This is a genomic window from Microbulbifer yueqingensis (genome assembly GCF_900100355.1).
Taxonomy (GTDB): Bacteria; Pseudomonadota; Gammaproteobacteria; order Pseudomonadales; family Cellvibrionaceae; genus Microbulbifer; species Microbulbifer yueqingensis.
Window position 1 is genome coordinate 88,223 of the sequence record NZ_FNFH01000006.1, and the last position, 14,408, is coordinate 102,630.

Sequence of the window (14,408 nt, forward strand, 5' to 3'; positions counted from 1 at the left end):
ACCGGGCGGGGTGCTGTCAGTGCTGGAGCGGCGGGCTCAGAACAGGAAGCGCACGCCGGCCTCGACGCTGCGGCCGGGTTCGGGGGCGAAGTCCCGCAGCAGCGAGGTAGAGTTGCGGATCTCCTCGTCCAGCAGGTTGCGGGCGCTGGCGAACAGCACCGCGTCGCTGCCGCCGACCTCAACGTTGTAGCGCGCACTCAGGTCCATGCGGGTGTAGCCCGCGGTCTCCTCCTCGAAGGCGCCCGGGTGGTCCTGGTCGAAGGCGTGGGTGGTGCGCCACTCCCAGTTCCACTGGCCGTAGTCACCGCCCAGGGCCAGGCCGGTGCGCAGCGGCGGCATGCGCGGCACGTCACGGCTCTCGCCATCGATTACTGCCTCGTCGAACTGGGCGCGCACGCTGTCGCCAAACAGGCTCAGGTAGTGGCCGCCGGCCAGCGGGAATTTCACCGAGGCCTCGGCGCCGTAGAAGGTGGCGTCGCGGTTGCCGTAGGCGTAGATGGGGAACTCGCTCTCCAGGTCTTCCAGGCCGGTGTTCTGGGCGTAGATGTAGTCGGCCACGCGGTTGTAGAACACGCTGGCCTCCAGCCGCGCGGCGTGCCAGCCGCTGGCCTCCTCGTTGTGGTGGTGGTAGCCCAGCTCCCAGTTCACCGAGTTCTCGGTATCAAGTTCCGGGTTGCCGAGGATATAGCGCGACTCCGCCAGGTGGGCGCCGTCGGCGTAGAGCTCCTCGGCCACCGGGGCGCGCTCGGCGCTGGTGAGGCCCAGGCTCACGTGCTGGTGTTCGGCCAGGAAGTACTGCAGCGCGGCGCTGGCGCCCAGCAGGTTGAAGTCGCGGTCTTCGCTCACTTCAGGGCTCACTTCCACCCGCTCCAGGCGCGCGCCCAGGTCCAGGTGCCAGTCGCCCCAGCTGCGCTCCTTCATGGTGAAGGCGCCGGCGCTGCGGGTGACCGAGGGCTCGATAAAGGCCTCATCGCCGATGGCGGCGTAGTCCTTCTCCGACAGCTGCAGGCCGTAGGCGCCGCGCCAGGGGCCGCCGTCGTCGTGGGTGAGCTCCAGGCGGCTCTCCCAGGCGTCGTTGGTGAAGCGGGTGCCCGGCTCGCCGGCCTCGATCTCGGTGTGCTCGTAGTCGTTGTGGCCCAGGCGGAAGCTGAGCTTGTCCCAGTAGGTGTGGTCGAAGCGGTGCTCGCCCTTCAGGTCGTAGCGGGTCTGGGCCATATCGATGCGCACGGCCTCCGGGGTCTCTTCCCCCGCGTGGGCCGCGTGCTCCTCGGCGGTCTCGCCCGCGTGCACTTCCTCCTCGTGGGCGTGGGTGCCGAAGGGAATGCCGTAGTTCTTGCCGGTCCTGTTCACCGACAGGCCCACAAAACCGCTGTCGGTTATCCAGGAGGCGCCGCCGCTGTAGCTGTGGCCGCGGCCGCTGGTGTTGCCCACGTAACCGTCGGTGTTGAATTCCTCTTCCTCGGCATGCACCTCGCCGGCGACCGGCTCTTCACCGGCGTGCGCCTCTTCCCCGTGCTCTTCATGGTGGAGGATGGCCAGGCCGGGGATCTGGGTGTCGCCGTTCTCACGGTAGGTGCCATCCAGGTACCAGGCCAGCTGGCCGGTGCCGCCTTTCATGCGGAAGACGCCGGCGTCCTGGCGGTTGCCGGTGTCGTGGCGCATCTCCAGCGCCCCCTCCACCTTCTCGGGCACCCGGGTGGGGATGCGGCCGTCGATCACGTTCACCACGCCGCCGATGGCGCCGCTGCCGTAGCGCAGGGCGGCCGGGCCGCGCAGTATCTCGATGCGTTTCGCCAGCAGGGCCTCCACGCTGCTGGCGTGGTCGGCGCTGGTGTTGGAGGCGTCGGCCACGTCCAGGTTGTCGTTCAGTACCTTCACCCGGTTGGCGGACTGGCCACGGATCACCGGCAGCCCCACGCCGCCGCCGAAGGAGGCGTTGGCCACGCCCGGTTGGCCGCGCAGGGTATCGCCCAGGGTGGCGGCGGCCTTGTCGCGCAGCTCGTCGCCGGCCAGCACCGACACGGGCGCGGCCACGGCGTCGGCGGGCTTGTCCAGCGGCGATACGGTGACGTTCACTTCCTCCAGCGAGGAAGCGGTGCTGCCCTGCTGTTGGGCCTGGGCACTGATGGCGGATACGGTCAGCGCGCCGGCCACGGCCAGCGCCAGTTTGTTGGTCTTGTACATGCGTTGTTATTCCTGTCGCACCGGGTGTGTGCGCCGCCCCTCTCTGTGCCTGGGTGGCGGACGCGCATCGCCGGGATTCTCAATTTCCTGGATCGGCATCGGGCCGCACGCGCAGGCGCGCCGGGCGGATTACCGGATCAATGGCTGCTTCGAGTTATCAGTGGGACAGAAGGGCGGGGGGACCGCGGGCGGTCTGGCGCTCGGGCTGGCTGTCGCCGGGCACCGGGGCGCTCTGGCGCAGGTAGCCGGTCACGGCCAGGGGCAGGGCAACGCGGTACTCGTTGCCAGCGGCGGTGGACAGCTGGTGGAAGGACAGGTCGCACAGCTCGTGCGAGGGATCCACGAAATGGACATGCTCCGCCAAAATCGGCTGCGCTGACAGCAGGGCCATCAGGAGCAGCAGCGCGGTCCACAGGTTGGACTTATGGCGGGGGTGTCTGTTCATGGCTGGTATCATATCCGGCAAATGCCGCAAATCAAGTTACACATGACACTATCCGGTCACAGCGGCGGCATTTATCTCTATAATTCGCGCCTCTATTTCGAAGCATTTGCTTAAATATTCCCGCAACGGACCATATAAGGACCGCACCGCCTATGCGCAAGGCCAGCGTCAACCGCGATACCCTCGAAACCAAGATCAAGGTCAGCCTGGATGTGGACGGCCAGGGCAGTGGCACCTTCGATACCGGCGTGCCGTTTCTCGAGCATATGCTCGACCAGATCGCCCGCCACGGCATGATCGACCTGGACATCACCTGCGACGGCGACACCCATATCGACGACCACCACACGGTGGAGGACATCGGCATCACCCTGGGCAAGGCCATCGCCCAGGCGATCGGCGACAAGAAGGGCATGACCCGCTACGGCCACGCCTATGTGCCGCTGGACGAGGCCCTGTCCCGGGTGGTGATCGACTTCTCCGGCCGCCCCGGCCTGGTGATGAACGTGCCGTTTACGCAGAAGCGCGTCGGCAATTTCGATACCGAGCTGGTCTACGAGTTCTTCCAGGGCTTCGTGAACCACGCGCTGGTGACCGTGCATATCGACTGCCTGCGCGGCCACAACGTCCACCACCAGGTGGAGACCGTATTCAAGGCCTTCGGCCGCGCCCTGCGTATGGCGCTGGCGGAAGATCCGCGCATGGCCGGCACCATGCCGTCCACCAAGGGCGTGCTGTAAAGAGCGCGCGCGACCGGAGAGGGACCAGGAGAGGCAGCAGGGGATAGATAGGTGCAGAAAATCGCAGTACTCGACTACGGCATGGGCAACCTGCACTCGGTGGCCAGCGCGCTGCAGAAGGTGGCGTCGGGCGACGAGGTGGTGCTGGCCAGCGAGCCTGCCCAGGCCGAGGGAGCCGACCGGCTGCTGGTACCCGGCGTGGGCGCCATCCGCGACTGCATGGCCGGCTTCACCGACGCCGGCTTCGCGCCGCTGTTGAAAGACGCCATCGACTCCGGCCTGCCGGTGCTGGGAATCTGTGTGGGCATGCAGATCATGATGCGCCACAGCGAGGAGAACAACGGCGTCGACTGCCTGGGCATCTTCCCGGAGCCGGTAAAATTTTTCGGCAATGACCTGATGGAGAAAGAACCGGTTGGCGCCCGCGGCTCAAGGTTAAAAGTCCCGCATATGGGCTGGAACCAGGTGTGGCAGAAGCAGGACCATCCGCTGTGGAATGGCATCGGGGACGGCAGCCGTTTCTATTTCGTCCACAGTTTCTATGTACCAGCGGAAAATAATCCGGACCTGGCCGGGCAGTCCGAATACGGCGTATCCCTGGCCGCCGCTGTGGCGCGGAGCAATATCTTCGCCACCCAGTTCCACCCGGAGAAGAGCGCCGATAACGGCCTGCAGCTGCTGAAGAATTTCACCGGCTGGGACGGTAAAGCTTAATTACCCGTAGGAGCGGCCGCTGGCCGCGACCACCCCGGTGGTTTCTGTGAACCGCTATCGCGGCCAGCGGCCGCTCCTACAACGAACGCATATTTTGATTCACCGCCGACAGAAAGACCGAACATGATTGTAATTCCCGCGATCGACTTGAAAGACGGCCAGTGCGTGCGCCTGCGCCAGGGCGAGATGGAAGACGCCACGGTATTCTCCGACGACCCGCTGGCCACCGCGCAGCACTGGGTGGACCAGGGCGCGCGCCGCCTGCACCTGGTGGACCTGAACGGTGCCTTTGCCGGCAACCCGGTCAACGGCGAGGCGGTGAATGCCATCGCGAAGGCCTTCCCCGACCTGCCGGTGCAAATCGGCGGCGGTATCCGCGACCTCAAGACCATCGAGCGCTACCTGGATGCGGGCGTTACCTGGGCCATTATCGGCACCGCCGCGGTGAAGAACCCGGAACTGGTGCGCGAGGCCTGCCGCGAGTTCGAGGGCCACATCATCGTGGGCCTGGACGCGAAGGACGGCCTGGTGGCCACCGAGGGCTGGGCCGAGGTGTCCGACCAGCAGGCCACCGAGATGGCCAAGCGCTTCGAGGACTGCGGTGTGAGCGCCATCGTCTACACCGACATCGCCCGCGACGGCATGATGCAGGGCGTCAACGTGCCCGCTACCGTGGAGCTGGCGCGCGCGGTGCGGGTGCCCATCATCGCCTCGGGCGGGGTCAGCTCCATCGACGATATCCGCGAGCTGCTGGAGGCCGGCGATATCTACGGGGCCATCACCGGCCGCGCCATCTACGAAGACAAGCTGGACCTGGGCGAGGCGCAGAAACTCTGCGACGAGTGGGGCAAGTAAGGGGCGAAGGTAAAAAGATATGCTGGCCAAACGCATCATCCCCTGCCTGGACGTGGACGCCGGGCGCGTGGTCAAGGGCGTGAACTTTGTCGATATCCGCGATGCCGGCGACCCGGTGGAGATCGCCCGGCGCTACAACGAGGCGGGCGCGGACGAGATCACCTTCCTCGACATCACCGCCACCCACGAGGAGCGCGACACCACCCTGCACACCGTGGAGCAGATGGCCGCGCAGGTATTTATCCCGCTGACCGTCGGTGGGGGTGTGCGCACCCTGCAGGATATCCGCAACCTGCTGAATGCCGGCGCCGACAAGACGGCCATCAATTCCGCCGCGGTGAAAAACCCCGAGTTCGTGCGCGAGGCGGCCGAGCGCTTCGGCCGCCAGTGCATCGTGGTGGCCATCGATGCCAAGCAGGTAGGTGACGGCAAGTGGGAGATCTTCACCCACGGCGGCCGCAAGCCCACCGGCATCGACGCGGTGGAGTGGGCGAAGAAAATGGCCGACATGGGCGCCGGGGAAATCCTGCTCACCAGCATGGATCGCGACGGCACCAAGAACGGTTTCGACCTGGCGCTCACCCGCGCGGTGTCCGACGCGGTGCCGGTACCGGTGATCGCGTCCGGCGGCGTGGGAAATTTACAGCACCTGGCCGACGGCGTACTCGAGGGCGGCGCTGACGCGGTACTGGCGGCCAGCATCTTCCATTTCGGCGAGTACACCATCGCCGAGGCGAAGCAGTATATGCAGGACGCGGGGATTGAGATGCGGTTGTAGTCCGCATTATCTGGTACCGCAGTATCGCGGCCATGGGCCGCTCCTACAATTTCGCTAGAACTAATTGCGTCGCGGCCAGCGGCCGCTCCTGGGTTTTCGACGGCTTGCGCCGGGTCGCGGCCAACGGCCGCTCCTACGGGAGGGGCGGAAACGGCGGGTACCAGGATTCCCAAGCCGCCAAAATGCAGTAACATGGACTCATGGATCTACTGCAGGAATTCTCCGCCGTTGAGCACAGTCCGGTCTTCACTCGCCCGGACTTCTCGGCATTGCGCAACAAGCTGGCGCCGCTGGACTTCAGTGGCTGCGAGCTGCTGCCCGCCCTGCAGGAATACCGCAATTTCTACCAGCTGAATTTTCCCCAGGCGAGCAAGACCGGTGTCGGCACTTTCGATGTGGCCGGGTTCCAGCTGGTGGCCCAGTACTGGCTGCTGGAAAAGCCGAAAGGCACGCTGTTTATCTGTCACGGCTATTTTGACCACACGGGAATTTACGGCGCGGCCATCCGCTTCGGGCTGGAGCGCGGCTTTAACGTGGTGATCTTCGATTTCCCCGGCCATGGCCTGTCGAGCGGGGAGCGCGTGGCGATCGACTCCTTCCTGCAGTACCGCCAGGTGCTGGGCGCGCTGCTGCATATTGCCCGCGACCGCCTGCCGGGGCCCTGGCATGCCATGGGCCAGAGTACCGGCGGTGCGGCACTGCTGGCCTATATGCAGTACAGCCGCTGGCAGCCGTTCGATAAGGTGATGCTGCTGGCCCCACTGGTGCGCCCGGCGCGCTGGCATGTGCGCAAGTGGATGTTCTACCTGGGGCGCTTCTTCATGGTGGCTCCCAACCGCGGCTTCAATATCAATACCCACGACGCCGAGTTCGCGCGCCGCCAGGCCCACCGCGACCCGCTGCAGTCGCCGGTGATGTCCATGCGCTGGCTGGCGGCCATGGTGGACTGGCTGAAGACCTTCCCCAGGACCGCGGTCAACCACAAGCGGATCCTGGTGATCCAGGGCACCGGCGACGAGACGGTGTCCTGGCGCTACAACATGCGCGCCATCCGCGACCGCTTCCCCAACAGCAAGCGGGTCATTATCCGCGGCGCCCGCCACCAGATGATCAACGAGACCCAGCCCTACCGGCACCAGATCCTGTCGGCGCTGGATGACTGGTTGATGCGCTGATCGCCGGGCCCGGGCCAGGCAAAAGATTCAAGAAGTGAGGGAAAAGGAGTTCCCATGTTGCACACCCTGCACCGCAGTTCTGCGGTCATCATCGCCCTGTTCGCGCTTTTCCATATCGCCAACCACGGAGCTGCCGTGGCCGGTGTCGAAGCCCATATCCAGTTGATGGAAAACCTGCGGCGGGTGTACCGGTTACCGCTGGTGGAGGCACTGCTGGTCGGCTGTGTGCTTTTCCAGGTGTGCTCGGGGCTCTACTTCGTGATCCGCCGCTTCGGCGAGCGCCACGATTTCTTCGACCGGCTGCAGGCCATCTCGGGCTGCTACCTGGCGTTCTTCCTGCTGGTGCACGTGAGCGCGGTGTTGTTCGGGCGGGGGCTGCTGGGGCTGGATACCAACTTCTTCTACGCCGCCGCGGGCATGCACGTGTTTCCCTACTCGCTGTTCTTCCTGCCCTATTACTTCCTGGCGGTGGCCGCCATCTTCGCCCACCTGGCCTGCGCCGCCCACTGGCTGTTGCGCAACCGCCTTGATACGGCAGTGCGGGACCGGGTGGGTTACGGGATGTGCGTGGCCGGCCTGGTGCTGTCGGCGGTGATCATCACGGCCTTTGCCGGCGGCTTTGCGGAAGTGAAAATCCCCGGCGAATACCTGGCCACTTACGGCCAGGCCGAGGGCACCCTGTAGGAGCGGCCCATGGCCGCGACAACTCCCTATTAGATCGCCGCGCGCCGCAGCGCCCGCTCCTTGTGGCGCTGTGCCAGGGCGTCGGTGGAGTAGAGCATAAGGCCGCACCACACGAAGGCGAAGGTCACCAGCTTGGTCTCGTCGAAGGGTTCACCGAACAGCTGCGTGGCGATCACCAGCATCAGCGTCGGTGCCAGGTACTGCAGGAAGCCGACCGTGGACAGGTTCAGGCGGCGCGCGGCGATGTTGAACAGCAGCAGCGGCATCAGGGTCACCGGGCCGGCCAGCAGCAACAGGCCGTTCAGCTCCCAGCTGTTGGTGAGCAGGTTGCTGGTGGGGCTGGTGGTCCAGGCGAGGAAAGCCAGGGCGATGGGGAGCATGAACAGGGTCTCCACGGCCAGCCCGGTGAGGCTCTCCACCGGCGCGCGCTTGCGCACCAGGCCATAGAAGCCGAATGACAGCGCCAGGAACAGCGCCACTACCGGCAGCTCCCCGAACTGCCACAGCTCGTGGCCGATGCCGATTACCGCCAGCGACACCGCCAGCCACTGCAGCGGCCGCAGCCGCTCGCCCATGAACAGCACGCCCAGCAGCACATTCACCAGCGGGTTGATGTAGTAGCCCAGGCTGGCGGACAGCAGGTGGTTGCTGGTTACCGCCCAGATGAATACCAGCCAGTTGCTGCCGATCAGCAGGGTGGACAGCGCCAGCGTGCGCATGCGCTTGCGGTCGCGCAGGGTGGCGCGGAAATCGGGCAGCTTGCCGATCAGTGCCAGGATCACCAGCGCCAGCGCCAGGGCCCAGATGCTGCGGTGGGCGAGGATCTCCGCGGCGGAAATCCCGTCCAGCAGCTTGAAGTACAGCGGGGCTATCCCCCAGAGGAGGAAGGCGGAAACACCGGCGAGCAGGCCGGCTGCGGCGGAATCTCTATCGGGCACTGGGTGGCTCTCTCAAATGGGCTCAGGGCTGCTCAGTTGGCTCAGGGCTGCGCCTGGTGTGGGACAGCCCGGCACGGGGTGGCGGAGCCGGCTTGTGGCCGGGTCACGCGAGAGTCGGGTCGGGTGGGGGTGAGATGGCTGCGTAAGGCAGGGCGCCCCGCCCGGGTGCCGCGGATTCTAACCGGACTGTGCCGCCGAAGTCATCCGGGGCATTTTTCACCCGGGGAAAGGCCGGCCGGCGGGGGACGGGGGCCCCAGGCCCCCGGATCACTTCAGAAGAGTACGCGGCAGCGCAGGGTGGCGGGGATGTCCTTGATCTTCTCCAGCGCCAGGTCGGAGTACTCGGCATCCACGTCGATTACCACATAGCCCAGGGTCTCGTTAGTCTGCAGGAACTGCGCCGAGATGTTGATGGCATTGTCCGAGAACACCTGGTTGATGGCACCCAGTACGCCCGGCACGTTCTTGTGGATATGCAGCAGGCGGTGCACGCCGGGATGCCCGGGCAGGGCCACCTCGGGGAAGTTGACCGAGCTGGTGGTGGTGCCGTTGTCGGAGTAGATCGCCAGCTTTTCCGCCACCTCGATGCCGATATTCTCCTGCGCCTCCATGGTGGAGCCGCCGATATGCGGCGTGAGCAGGGCGTTGTCGATACCGCGCAGGGGCGACTGGAACTCGTCCTCGTTGCCGCGCGGCTCCACCGGGAATACATCGATGGCGGCGCCGGCCAGGTGGCCGCTCTTCAGGACCTCGGCCAGGGCATCGATATCCACCACCGTGCCGCGGGAGGCATTCAGCAGGATGGCGCCGGGCTTCATGCGCTCAAGCTGTTCGGCGCCGATCATCATCCTGGTGGACGGCAGCTCCGGCACGTGCAGGGTCACCACGTCGGCCTGGGCCAGCAGCTCGTCCAGGGAGTTCACCTGCATCGCGTTGCCCAGCGGCAGCTTGGTGATCACGTCGAAGAAAATCACGCGCATGCCCAGTGCCTCGGCCATCACCGACAGCTGTGAGCCGATGGCGCCGTAGCCGACGATACCCAGGGTCTTGCCGCGGGCCTCGAAGGAGCCCTTGGCCGACTTGAGCCAGCCGCCGCGGTGGCAGACGGCGTTCTTCTCCGGGATGCCGCGCAGGGTCAGGATGGTCTCGGCGATGATCAGCTCTGCCACGCTGCGGGTGTTGGAGTAGGGTGCGTTGAACACCGCGATGCCCAGCTCGGTGGCGGCCTGCAGGTCCACCTGGTTGGTGCCGATGCAGAAACAGCCGATGGCGATCAGTTTTGGAGCCTGCTCCAGCACCTTGCGGGTCAGCTGCGTGCGCGAGCGAATACCGATAAAGTGGGCATCGGCGATCTTCTCGATCAGCTCGTCTTCCGGCAGCGAAGTCTTGAGATACTCCACGTTGGTGTAGCCGCGCGAGGCCAGCACGTCGACGGCCGACTGGTGCACGCCTTCAAGCAACAGAATACGAATCTTGTCCTTTTGCAAAGATGTTTGCGGAGCCATATACACTCTCTTGACTATGGGCAACGGGTTAGGAGATGGAATCTGCGAAACCGGGAGTCCGGCGAGGGCGCGATCATACCACAAGCGGCCCGGAAAGCTTTATACGAAATACTCATCCTAACTATAGATAAGAGCGATAGAGGGTAGTTATGTATCAACACCGGTTTACCTGCGGTACCGGAACCGACCTCAGCCCCGGCAAGATAGTGTGTGTCGGGCGCAACTACGCCGCTCACGCCGCCGAGCTGGACAATGCCGTGCCCGAGGAGCCGTTGCTGTTTATCAAGCCGGCCACGGCGGCGGTGCCCTTCGAGGCGCCCATCCACCTGCCGCCGGGGCGCGGCAGCTGCCACTTCGAGGGCGAGCTGGCGCTGCTGGTGGGCGACACGCTGACCAACGCCAACCCCGCTGACGTGCCGCCCGCTATCGCCGGCCTGGGCCTGGCGCTGGACCTGACCCTGCGCGACCTGCAGGCAGAACTGAAGAAGGCCGGCCACCCGTGGGAGAAGGCCAAGGCCTTCGACGGTGCCTGTCCCCTGTCGCCGTTCGTGAAGCTGGACTGGCTGCCGGACTGGGACGGGCTGACTTACTCCCTGTGGCTGAACGGCGAGCTGCGCCAGCGTGGCAAGACCAGCCATATGCTGACCCCGGTCCTGGACCTGGTGGCCTATATCAGCAGCCATTTCACCCTGCAGCCGGGCGACGTGGTGCTCACCGGCACCCCGGCCGGGGTGGGCGCGCTGATCAGCGGCGACCGGCTGGAGATGCAGCTGGAGGAAGACTGGCTGCGGGTGGAGACCTCCGTCGCCTGATCCACGGCCGCCGCGGATCACCGAGGCTACCTCCTTTCGTAGGAGCCTGCTTGCAGGCGACTCCGGAGGGTTGGGGGAGGCCGGTGGTTGTTCGCCTGCAAGCAGGCTCCTACGGGGGGCTGTGCCCTCGCCCTGGCGCCGGGCAGGGGCGATCGCGGCCATGGGCCGCTCCTACGGGCACTCCGTCGATGCGGGGGATATTGTCCCGGCGCACCCGCGGCACTATGATGCCGCCGGCCGGGGAAACCTCCCGGTCACCTACTCTTACCGCATTGCCCACAAGGCACCTGTGGACCAGCAGATAGCACCAGCAGAGAGAAAGGCGCGATGACCGACCTCAACCCCATCACCACCGTCCGCATCCTCACCACCGGCGGCACCATCGAGAAGAGTTACAGCGAGGAGGAGGGCACCCTCAAGAACCGCGCCTCCATCATTCGCGAGGGCCTGATCTCCAGCCTGCGCCTGCCCTACACCCACCTGGAACTTGAGAGTGTGGTGAACAAGGACTCGCTGGACATGGATGACAAGGACCGGGCGCTGATCGCCGAGGCGGTGGAGCGCACCTCGCAGCAGGGCGACCCTATCGTGATCCTGCACGGCACCGACACCATGGCGGACACCGCCGAATTCTGCTTTAAGAAAATGGGCACGCCGCCGGTACCGGTGGTATTCACCGGCGCCATGAAGCCGATGGGCTTTATCGACTCCGACGCGCGCCAGAATGTCACCGAGGCCCTGCTGGCCGCCCGCCTGCTGCAGCCCGGGTTCTACATCGCCTTCCACAACCGGGTATTTGCCGTTCCCGGCGTGCGCAAGAACCGCGATGAGGGCACCTTCGAGGCGGTGGGCTGAGATCTACCATCTCCCCAGTCTTCCTTCCGCGTAGGAGCCTGCCCTGCAGGCGAATAGGAGTGGTGCGAGGCCCGTGGTTGTTCGCCTGCAAGGCAGGCTCCTACGGGCTGTGCCTTTTCCCAGCTCGCATTGTGCGGCCCGGCTGATCGCGGCCATGGGCCGCTCCTACAGCGTGCGCCCTTCTACACTCAACCTGTTCTCGCCACCGGCTTCGCACCGGGGGCATCTGCGCGTTACAATACAGACCCTTTGATTTGTGATCACATTTTCAGTATAAACTGAATAATCATTCAAATATTGCGCTTCAACCAGTGCCAACCAATGAGAGGTGCGCCATGGCAGAACAGAATAAGACTCCGCAAACCCGGGAAGAGTGGCTGGCCTATGCCGACAGCCTCACCATCGAGGGCCGCGCCTTTATCAACGGCGAGTATGTGGACGCCCTCTCCGGCGAGACCCGCCCCACCGTGAGCCCGGCGGACGGCCGCGAGCTGGTGCAGGTGGCCAGCTGTGGGCCGGACGATGCCGACCTGGCCGTTAAGGTGGCGCGCAAGACCTTCGAATCCGGGATCTGGTCGCAGATGCCGCCGATGGAGCGCAAGAAAATCATGGTGCGCTTCGCCGAGCTGATCGAGGCGAACCTGAACGAGATCGCGCTGCTGGAGAGCCTGGACGCCGGCAAGCCCATCAGCGACACCATCAACGTGGACGTGCCCGGCGCGGTGACCACCATCCGCTGGAGCGGCGAGGCGGTGGACAAGATCTACGACGAGGTGGCGCCGACCGGCCCGAATGACCTGGCGCTGATCCAGCGCATGCCCCTGGGGGTGGTGGCCGCCATCGTGCCGTGGAACTTCCCCCTGTCCACCACCTGCTGGAAACTGGGCCCGGCGCTCGCCACCGGCAACAGCGTGATCCTCAAGCCCGCCTCCAACACCCCGCTGACCGCTATCAAACTGGCCGGCCTGGCGAAAGAGGCCGGCCTGCCGGACGGCGTGCTGAACGTGCTGCCGGGGCCGGGCAGCAGCCTGGGCAAGGCGCTGGGCCTGCACATGGATATCGATTGCCTGACCTTTACCGGTTCCACCGAGGTGGGCAAGACCCTGACCGAGTACTCCGGCCAGTCGAACCTGAAACGCACTTTCCTCGAGCTGGGTGGCAAGAGCCCCAACATCGTGTTCGCCGATGCGGACCTGGACAAGGCTGCCGAGGCCGCGGCTCTCGCCGTCTTCTACAACCAGGGTGAGACCTGCACCGCCGGCACCCGCCTGCTGGTGGAGAAGTCCATCGCCGGTGAATTTATCGAGAAGGTGAAGAAGGCCAGTGCCCGCTTCAAGCCGGGCCACCCGCAGGATCCGGCCACCGTCATGGGTGCGCTGATCGACAGAAACCAGTTCGACACCGTCGAGCACTACGTCTCGAAAGGTAAAGAGGAAGGCGCCCAGGTGGTCTGTGGCGGCGCCGCCGCGGACGCGGTCGAGGGCGGCCACTATTACCAGCCCACCGTATTCCGCAATGTCACCAACGACATGACCGTAGCCCGTGAGGAGATCTTCGGCCCGGTGCTGGTGGCGATCGAGTTCGAGAGCGAGGAGGAAGCGGTGCAGATCGCCAACGACTCCATCTACGGCTTGGCCGCGGCGGTCTGGACCCAGAATATCAGCCGCGCACACCGCGTGGCCCGCGACATGCGCGCCGGCTCCGTGTGGATCAACAACTACTTCGGCGGCGACATCACCGTGCCCTTCGGCGGCTTCAAGCAGTCCGGCAACGGCCGCGACAAGTCGCTGCACGCGCTCGATAAATACTGTGAACTGAAGTCCACATGGATCGACATTTCCTGATTTTCCGCTTTTAAAATATCCTGTTTGTCCATATCTTGGGGCCGCAATAGCGGCCCTTTTTTATTTATGAAACTTGTCTACACCCACGAAAACCGCCTGCTGGTGGAGCTGGCAAAAAGCAAGCTGGAGACAGCCGGCTTAGCCGTGTTCCTGAAAAACGAGTTTGCCCAGGGCGCCACCGGCGAGCTGGCGCCGCACCAGGCGTGGCCGGAGCTGTGGGTCGAGCGGGACCGGGATTACGAGCGGGCCCTCCAGTTACTGCAGGAGGATGACGCGGACGGCGTCGAGTGGCCCTGCCCCGCCTGCGGCGAGCGCAACGGCGCCGCGTTCGATTACTGCTGGCACTGTGGGCAGGCGCGGCCGGCCTAGGCGCGGCCGGCGCAGTGAGTGAACAGGCTGAGCGAGGATTGATTTTGCAGTTTCTGGTCAATATCGACGTGGACGATCTTGAGCGCGCGATTGCCTTCTACCGGGAGGGTCTGGGGCTTACCGTCGGCCGCCGGCTGGGCGACGACGGTGTGGAAATGCTGGGTGGCAGTTCCCCCCTCTACCTGCTGGAGAAGTCGCCGGGTTCGCGGACTGCGGGTGACCAGGCACGCAGCTACGAGCGCCACTGGACGCCGGTGCACCTGGATATGGTGGTGGATGACGTGGAGGCTGCGGTGGAACGGGCGGTCGCCGCCGGGGCGAAACTCGAGTCCCCGGTCCGGGTCAATAACTGGGGCGCAATCGCGGGCCTGGCGGACCCCTTCGGCCATGGCTTCTGCCTGCTGGAGTTCCGTGGGCGCGGTTACGACGAGATCGGCGCCTGATTCAGGCCGCATTCAGCCCGCGCGCGCGAACCTTGTACCTGAGCCACCGCCCAGTGTCGGCAAATGA

General features: G+C 65.4%; 15 protein-coding genes. 11 read left to right on the forward strand and 4 right to left on the reverse strand.

Going from position 1 to position 14,408, the window contains the following annotated elements:
- Positions 1-36: 36 nt before the first annotated feature.
- Both BLT26_RS13620 and BLT26_RS13625 read right to left on the reverse strand, forming a co-directional pair.
- Positions 37-2,184, reverse strand: a complete 2,148-nt coding sequence (locus BLT26_RS13620) for a TonB-dependent receptor (RefSeq protein ID WP_091515519.1) — start codon at positions 2,182-2,184, stop codon at positions 37-39.
- A gap of 157 nt (positions 2,185-2,341) precedes the next feature.
- Complete coding sequence (locus BLT26_RS13625) at positions 2,342-2,629, reverse strand: hypothetical protein (protein ID WP_091515522.1); 288 nt, start codon at positions 2,627-2,629, stop codon at positions 2,342-2,344.
- A 152-nt stretch (positions 2,630-2,781) separates the two neighbouring features.
- Here BLT26_RS13625 and hisB point away from each other — a divergent pair, with 152 nt between their 5' ends.
- The 6 genes from hisB (at position 2,782) to BLT26_RS13655 (ending at position 7,575) form a co-directional block, all read left to right on the forward strand.
- Positions 2,782-3,369, forward strand: a complete 588-nt coding sequence (gene hisB, locus BLT26_RS13630) for an imidazoleglycerol-phosphate dehydratase HisB (RefSeq protein WP_091515526.1) — start codon at positions 2,782-2,784, stop codon at positions 3,367-3,369.
- Between the two features lie 51 nt (positions 3,370-3,420).
- Positions 3,421-4,083, forward strand: coding sequence for an imidazole glycerol phosphate synthase subunit HisH (hisH, locus tag BLT26_RS13635; protein ID WP_091515529.1), 663 nt, complete (start codon positions 3,421-3,423; stop codon positions 4,081-4,083).
- A gap of 123 nt (positions 4,084-4,206) precedes the next feature.
- Entirely contained in the window at positions 4,207-4,938 is a 732-nt protein-coding gene (hisA, locus tag BLT26_RS13640; RefSeq protein WP_091515533.1) for a 1-(5-phosphoribosyl)-5-[(5-phosphoribosylamino)methylideneamino]imidazole-4-carboxamide isomerase, read from the forward strand.
- A 19-nt stretch (positions 4,939-4,957) separates the two neighbouring features.
- Positions 4,958-5,716 (forward strand): imidazole glycerol phosphate synthase subunit HisF, encoded by a 759-nt coding sequence (gene hisF / locus BLT26_RS13645; protein ID WP_091515536.1) that lies wholly within the window; start codon positions 4,958-4,960, stop codon positions 5,714-5,716.
- A gap of 200 nt (positions 5,717-5,916) precedes the next feature.
- Positions 5,917-6,891: an alpha/beta hydrolase gene (locus BLT26_RS13650; RefSeq protein ID WP_091515540.1), complete on the forward strand. Its 975-nt coding sequence runs from the start codon at positions 5,917-5,919 to the stop codon at positions 6,889-6,891.
- A gap of 54 nt (positions 6,892-6,945) precedes the next feature.
- On the forward strand, positions 6,946-7,575 hold the full coding sequence (locus BLT26_RS13655; RefSeq protein WP_091515543.1) for a hypothetical protein: 630 nt from the start codon (positions 6,946-6,948) through the stop codon (positions 7,573-7,575).
- 29 nt (positions 7,576-7,604) lie between these two features.
- On the opposite strand, the gene rarD is transcribed toward BLT26_RS13655, so the two are convergent.
- Together rarD and serA are read right to left on the reverse strand one after the other, a co-directional pair.
- Positions 7,605-8,513 carry an EamA family transporter RarD gene (rarD, locus tag BLT26_RS13660; protein ID WP_091515547.1) on the reverse strand — a complete coding sequence of 303 codons (909 nt, stop codon included), beginning with the start codon at positions 8,511-8,513 and terminating at the stop codon, positions 7,605-7,607.
- Positions 8,514-8,785: 272 nt separating this feature from the next.
- Positions 8,786-10,018: a phosphoglycerate dehydrogenase gene (serA, locus tag BLT26_RS13665; RefSeq protein ID WP_091515551.1), complete on the reverse strand. Its 1,233-nt coding sequence runs from the start codon at positions 10,016-10,018 to the stop codon at positions 8,786-8,788.
- Between the two features lie 149 nt (positions 10,019-10,167).
- On the opposite strand from serA, the gene BLT26_RS13670 reads away from it, so the two are divergent.
- From BLT26_RS13670 to BLT26_RS13690, 5 genes are all read left to right on the forward strand, one after another.
- On the forward strand, positions 10,168-10,830 hold the full coding sequence (locus BLT26_RS13670) for a fumarylacetoacetate hydrolase family protein (RefSeq protein WP_091515555.1): 663 nt from the start codon (positions 10,168-10,170) through the stop codon (positions 10,828-10,830).
- Between the two features lie 327 nt (positions 10,831-11,157).
- Complete coding sequence (locus BLT26_RS13675; protein WP_091515558.1) at positions 11,158-11,685, forward strand: asparaginase; 528 nt, start codon at positions 11,158-11,160, stop codon at positions 11,683-11,685.
- Between the two features lie 335 nt (positions 11,686-12,020).
- Positions 12,021-13,529, forward strand: coding sequence for an aldehyde dehydrogenase (locus BLT26_RS13680; RefSeq protein ID WP_091515562.1), 1,509 nt, complete (start codon positions 12,021-12,023; stop codon positions 13,527-13,529).
- A 66-nt stretch (positions 13,530-13,595) separates the two neighbouring features.
- On the forward strand, positions 13,596-13,898 hold the full coding sequence (locus BLT26_RS13685) for a putative signal transducing protein (RefSeq protein ID WP_091515565.1): 303 nt from the start codon (positions 13,596-13,598) through the stop codon (positions 13,896-13,898).
- A gap of 44 nt (positions 13,899-13,942) precedes the next feature.
- Positions 13,943-14,341 carry a VOC family protein gene (locus tag BLT26_RS13690; protein WP_091515928.1) on the forward strand — a complete coding sequence of 133 codons (399 nt, stop codon included), beginning with the start codon at positions 13,943-13,945 and terminating at the stop codon, positions 14,339-14,341.
- Positions 14,342-14,408 lie beyond the last annotated feature (67 nt).

Excerpts from the sequence above, each read along its gene's own strand:
- BLT26_RS13685 (WP_091515565.1), top strand. The coding sequence starts at position 13,596 with ATGAAACTTGTCTACACCCACGAAAACCGCCTGCTGGTGGAGCTGGCA.
- serA (WP_091515551.1), bottom strand. The coding sequence starts at position 10,018 with ATGGCTCCGCAAACATCTTTGCAAAAGGACAAGATTCGTATTCTGTTG.
- BLT26_RS13650 (WP_091515540.1), top strand. The coding sequence starts at position 5,917 with ATGGATCTACTGCAGGAATTCTCCGCCGTTGAGCACAGTCCGGTCTTC.
- BLT26_RS13625 (WP_091515522.1), bottom strand. The coding sequence starts at position 2,629 with ATGAACAGACACCCCCGCCATAAGTCCAACCTGTGGACCGCGCTGCTG.
- hisF (WP_091515536.1), top strand. The coding sequence starts at position 4,958 with ATGCTGGCCAAACGCATCATCCCCTGCCTGGACGTGGACGCCGGGCGC.
- hisB (WP_091515526.1), top strand. The coding sequence starts at position 2,782 with ATGCGCAAGGCCAGCGTCAACCGCGATACCCTCGAAACCAAGATCAAG.
- BLT26_RS13670 (WP_091515555.1), top strand. The coding sequence starts at position 10,168 with ATGTATCAACACCGGTTTACCTGCGGTACCGGAACCGACCTCAGCCCC.
- BLT26_RS13655 (WP_091515543.1), top strand. The coding sequence starts at position 6,946 with ATGTTGCACACCCTGCACCGCAGTTCTGCGGTCATCATCGCCCTGTTC.
- hisA (WP_091515533.1), top strand. The coding sequence starts at position 4,207 with ATGATTGTAATTCCCGCGATCGACTTGAAAGACGGCCAGTGCGTGCGC.
- BLT26_RS13675 (WP_091515558.1), top strand. The coding sequence starts at position 11,158 with ATGACCGACCTCAACCCCATCACCACCGTCCGCATCCTCACCACCGGC.
- BLT26_RS13680 (WP_091515562.1), top strand. The coding sequence starts at position 12,021 with ATGGCAGAACAGAATAAGACTCCGCAAACCCGGGAAGAGTGGCTGGCC.
- BLT26_RS13620 (WP_091515519.1), bottom strand. The coding sequence starts at position 2,184 with ATGTACAAGACCAACAAACTGGCGCTGGCCGTGGCCGGCGCGCTGACC.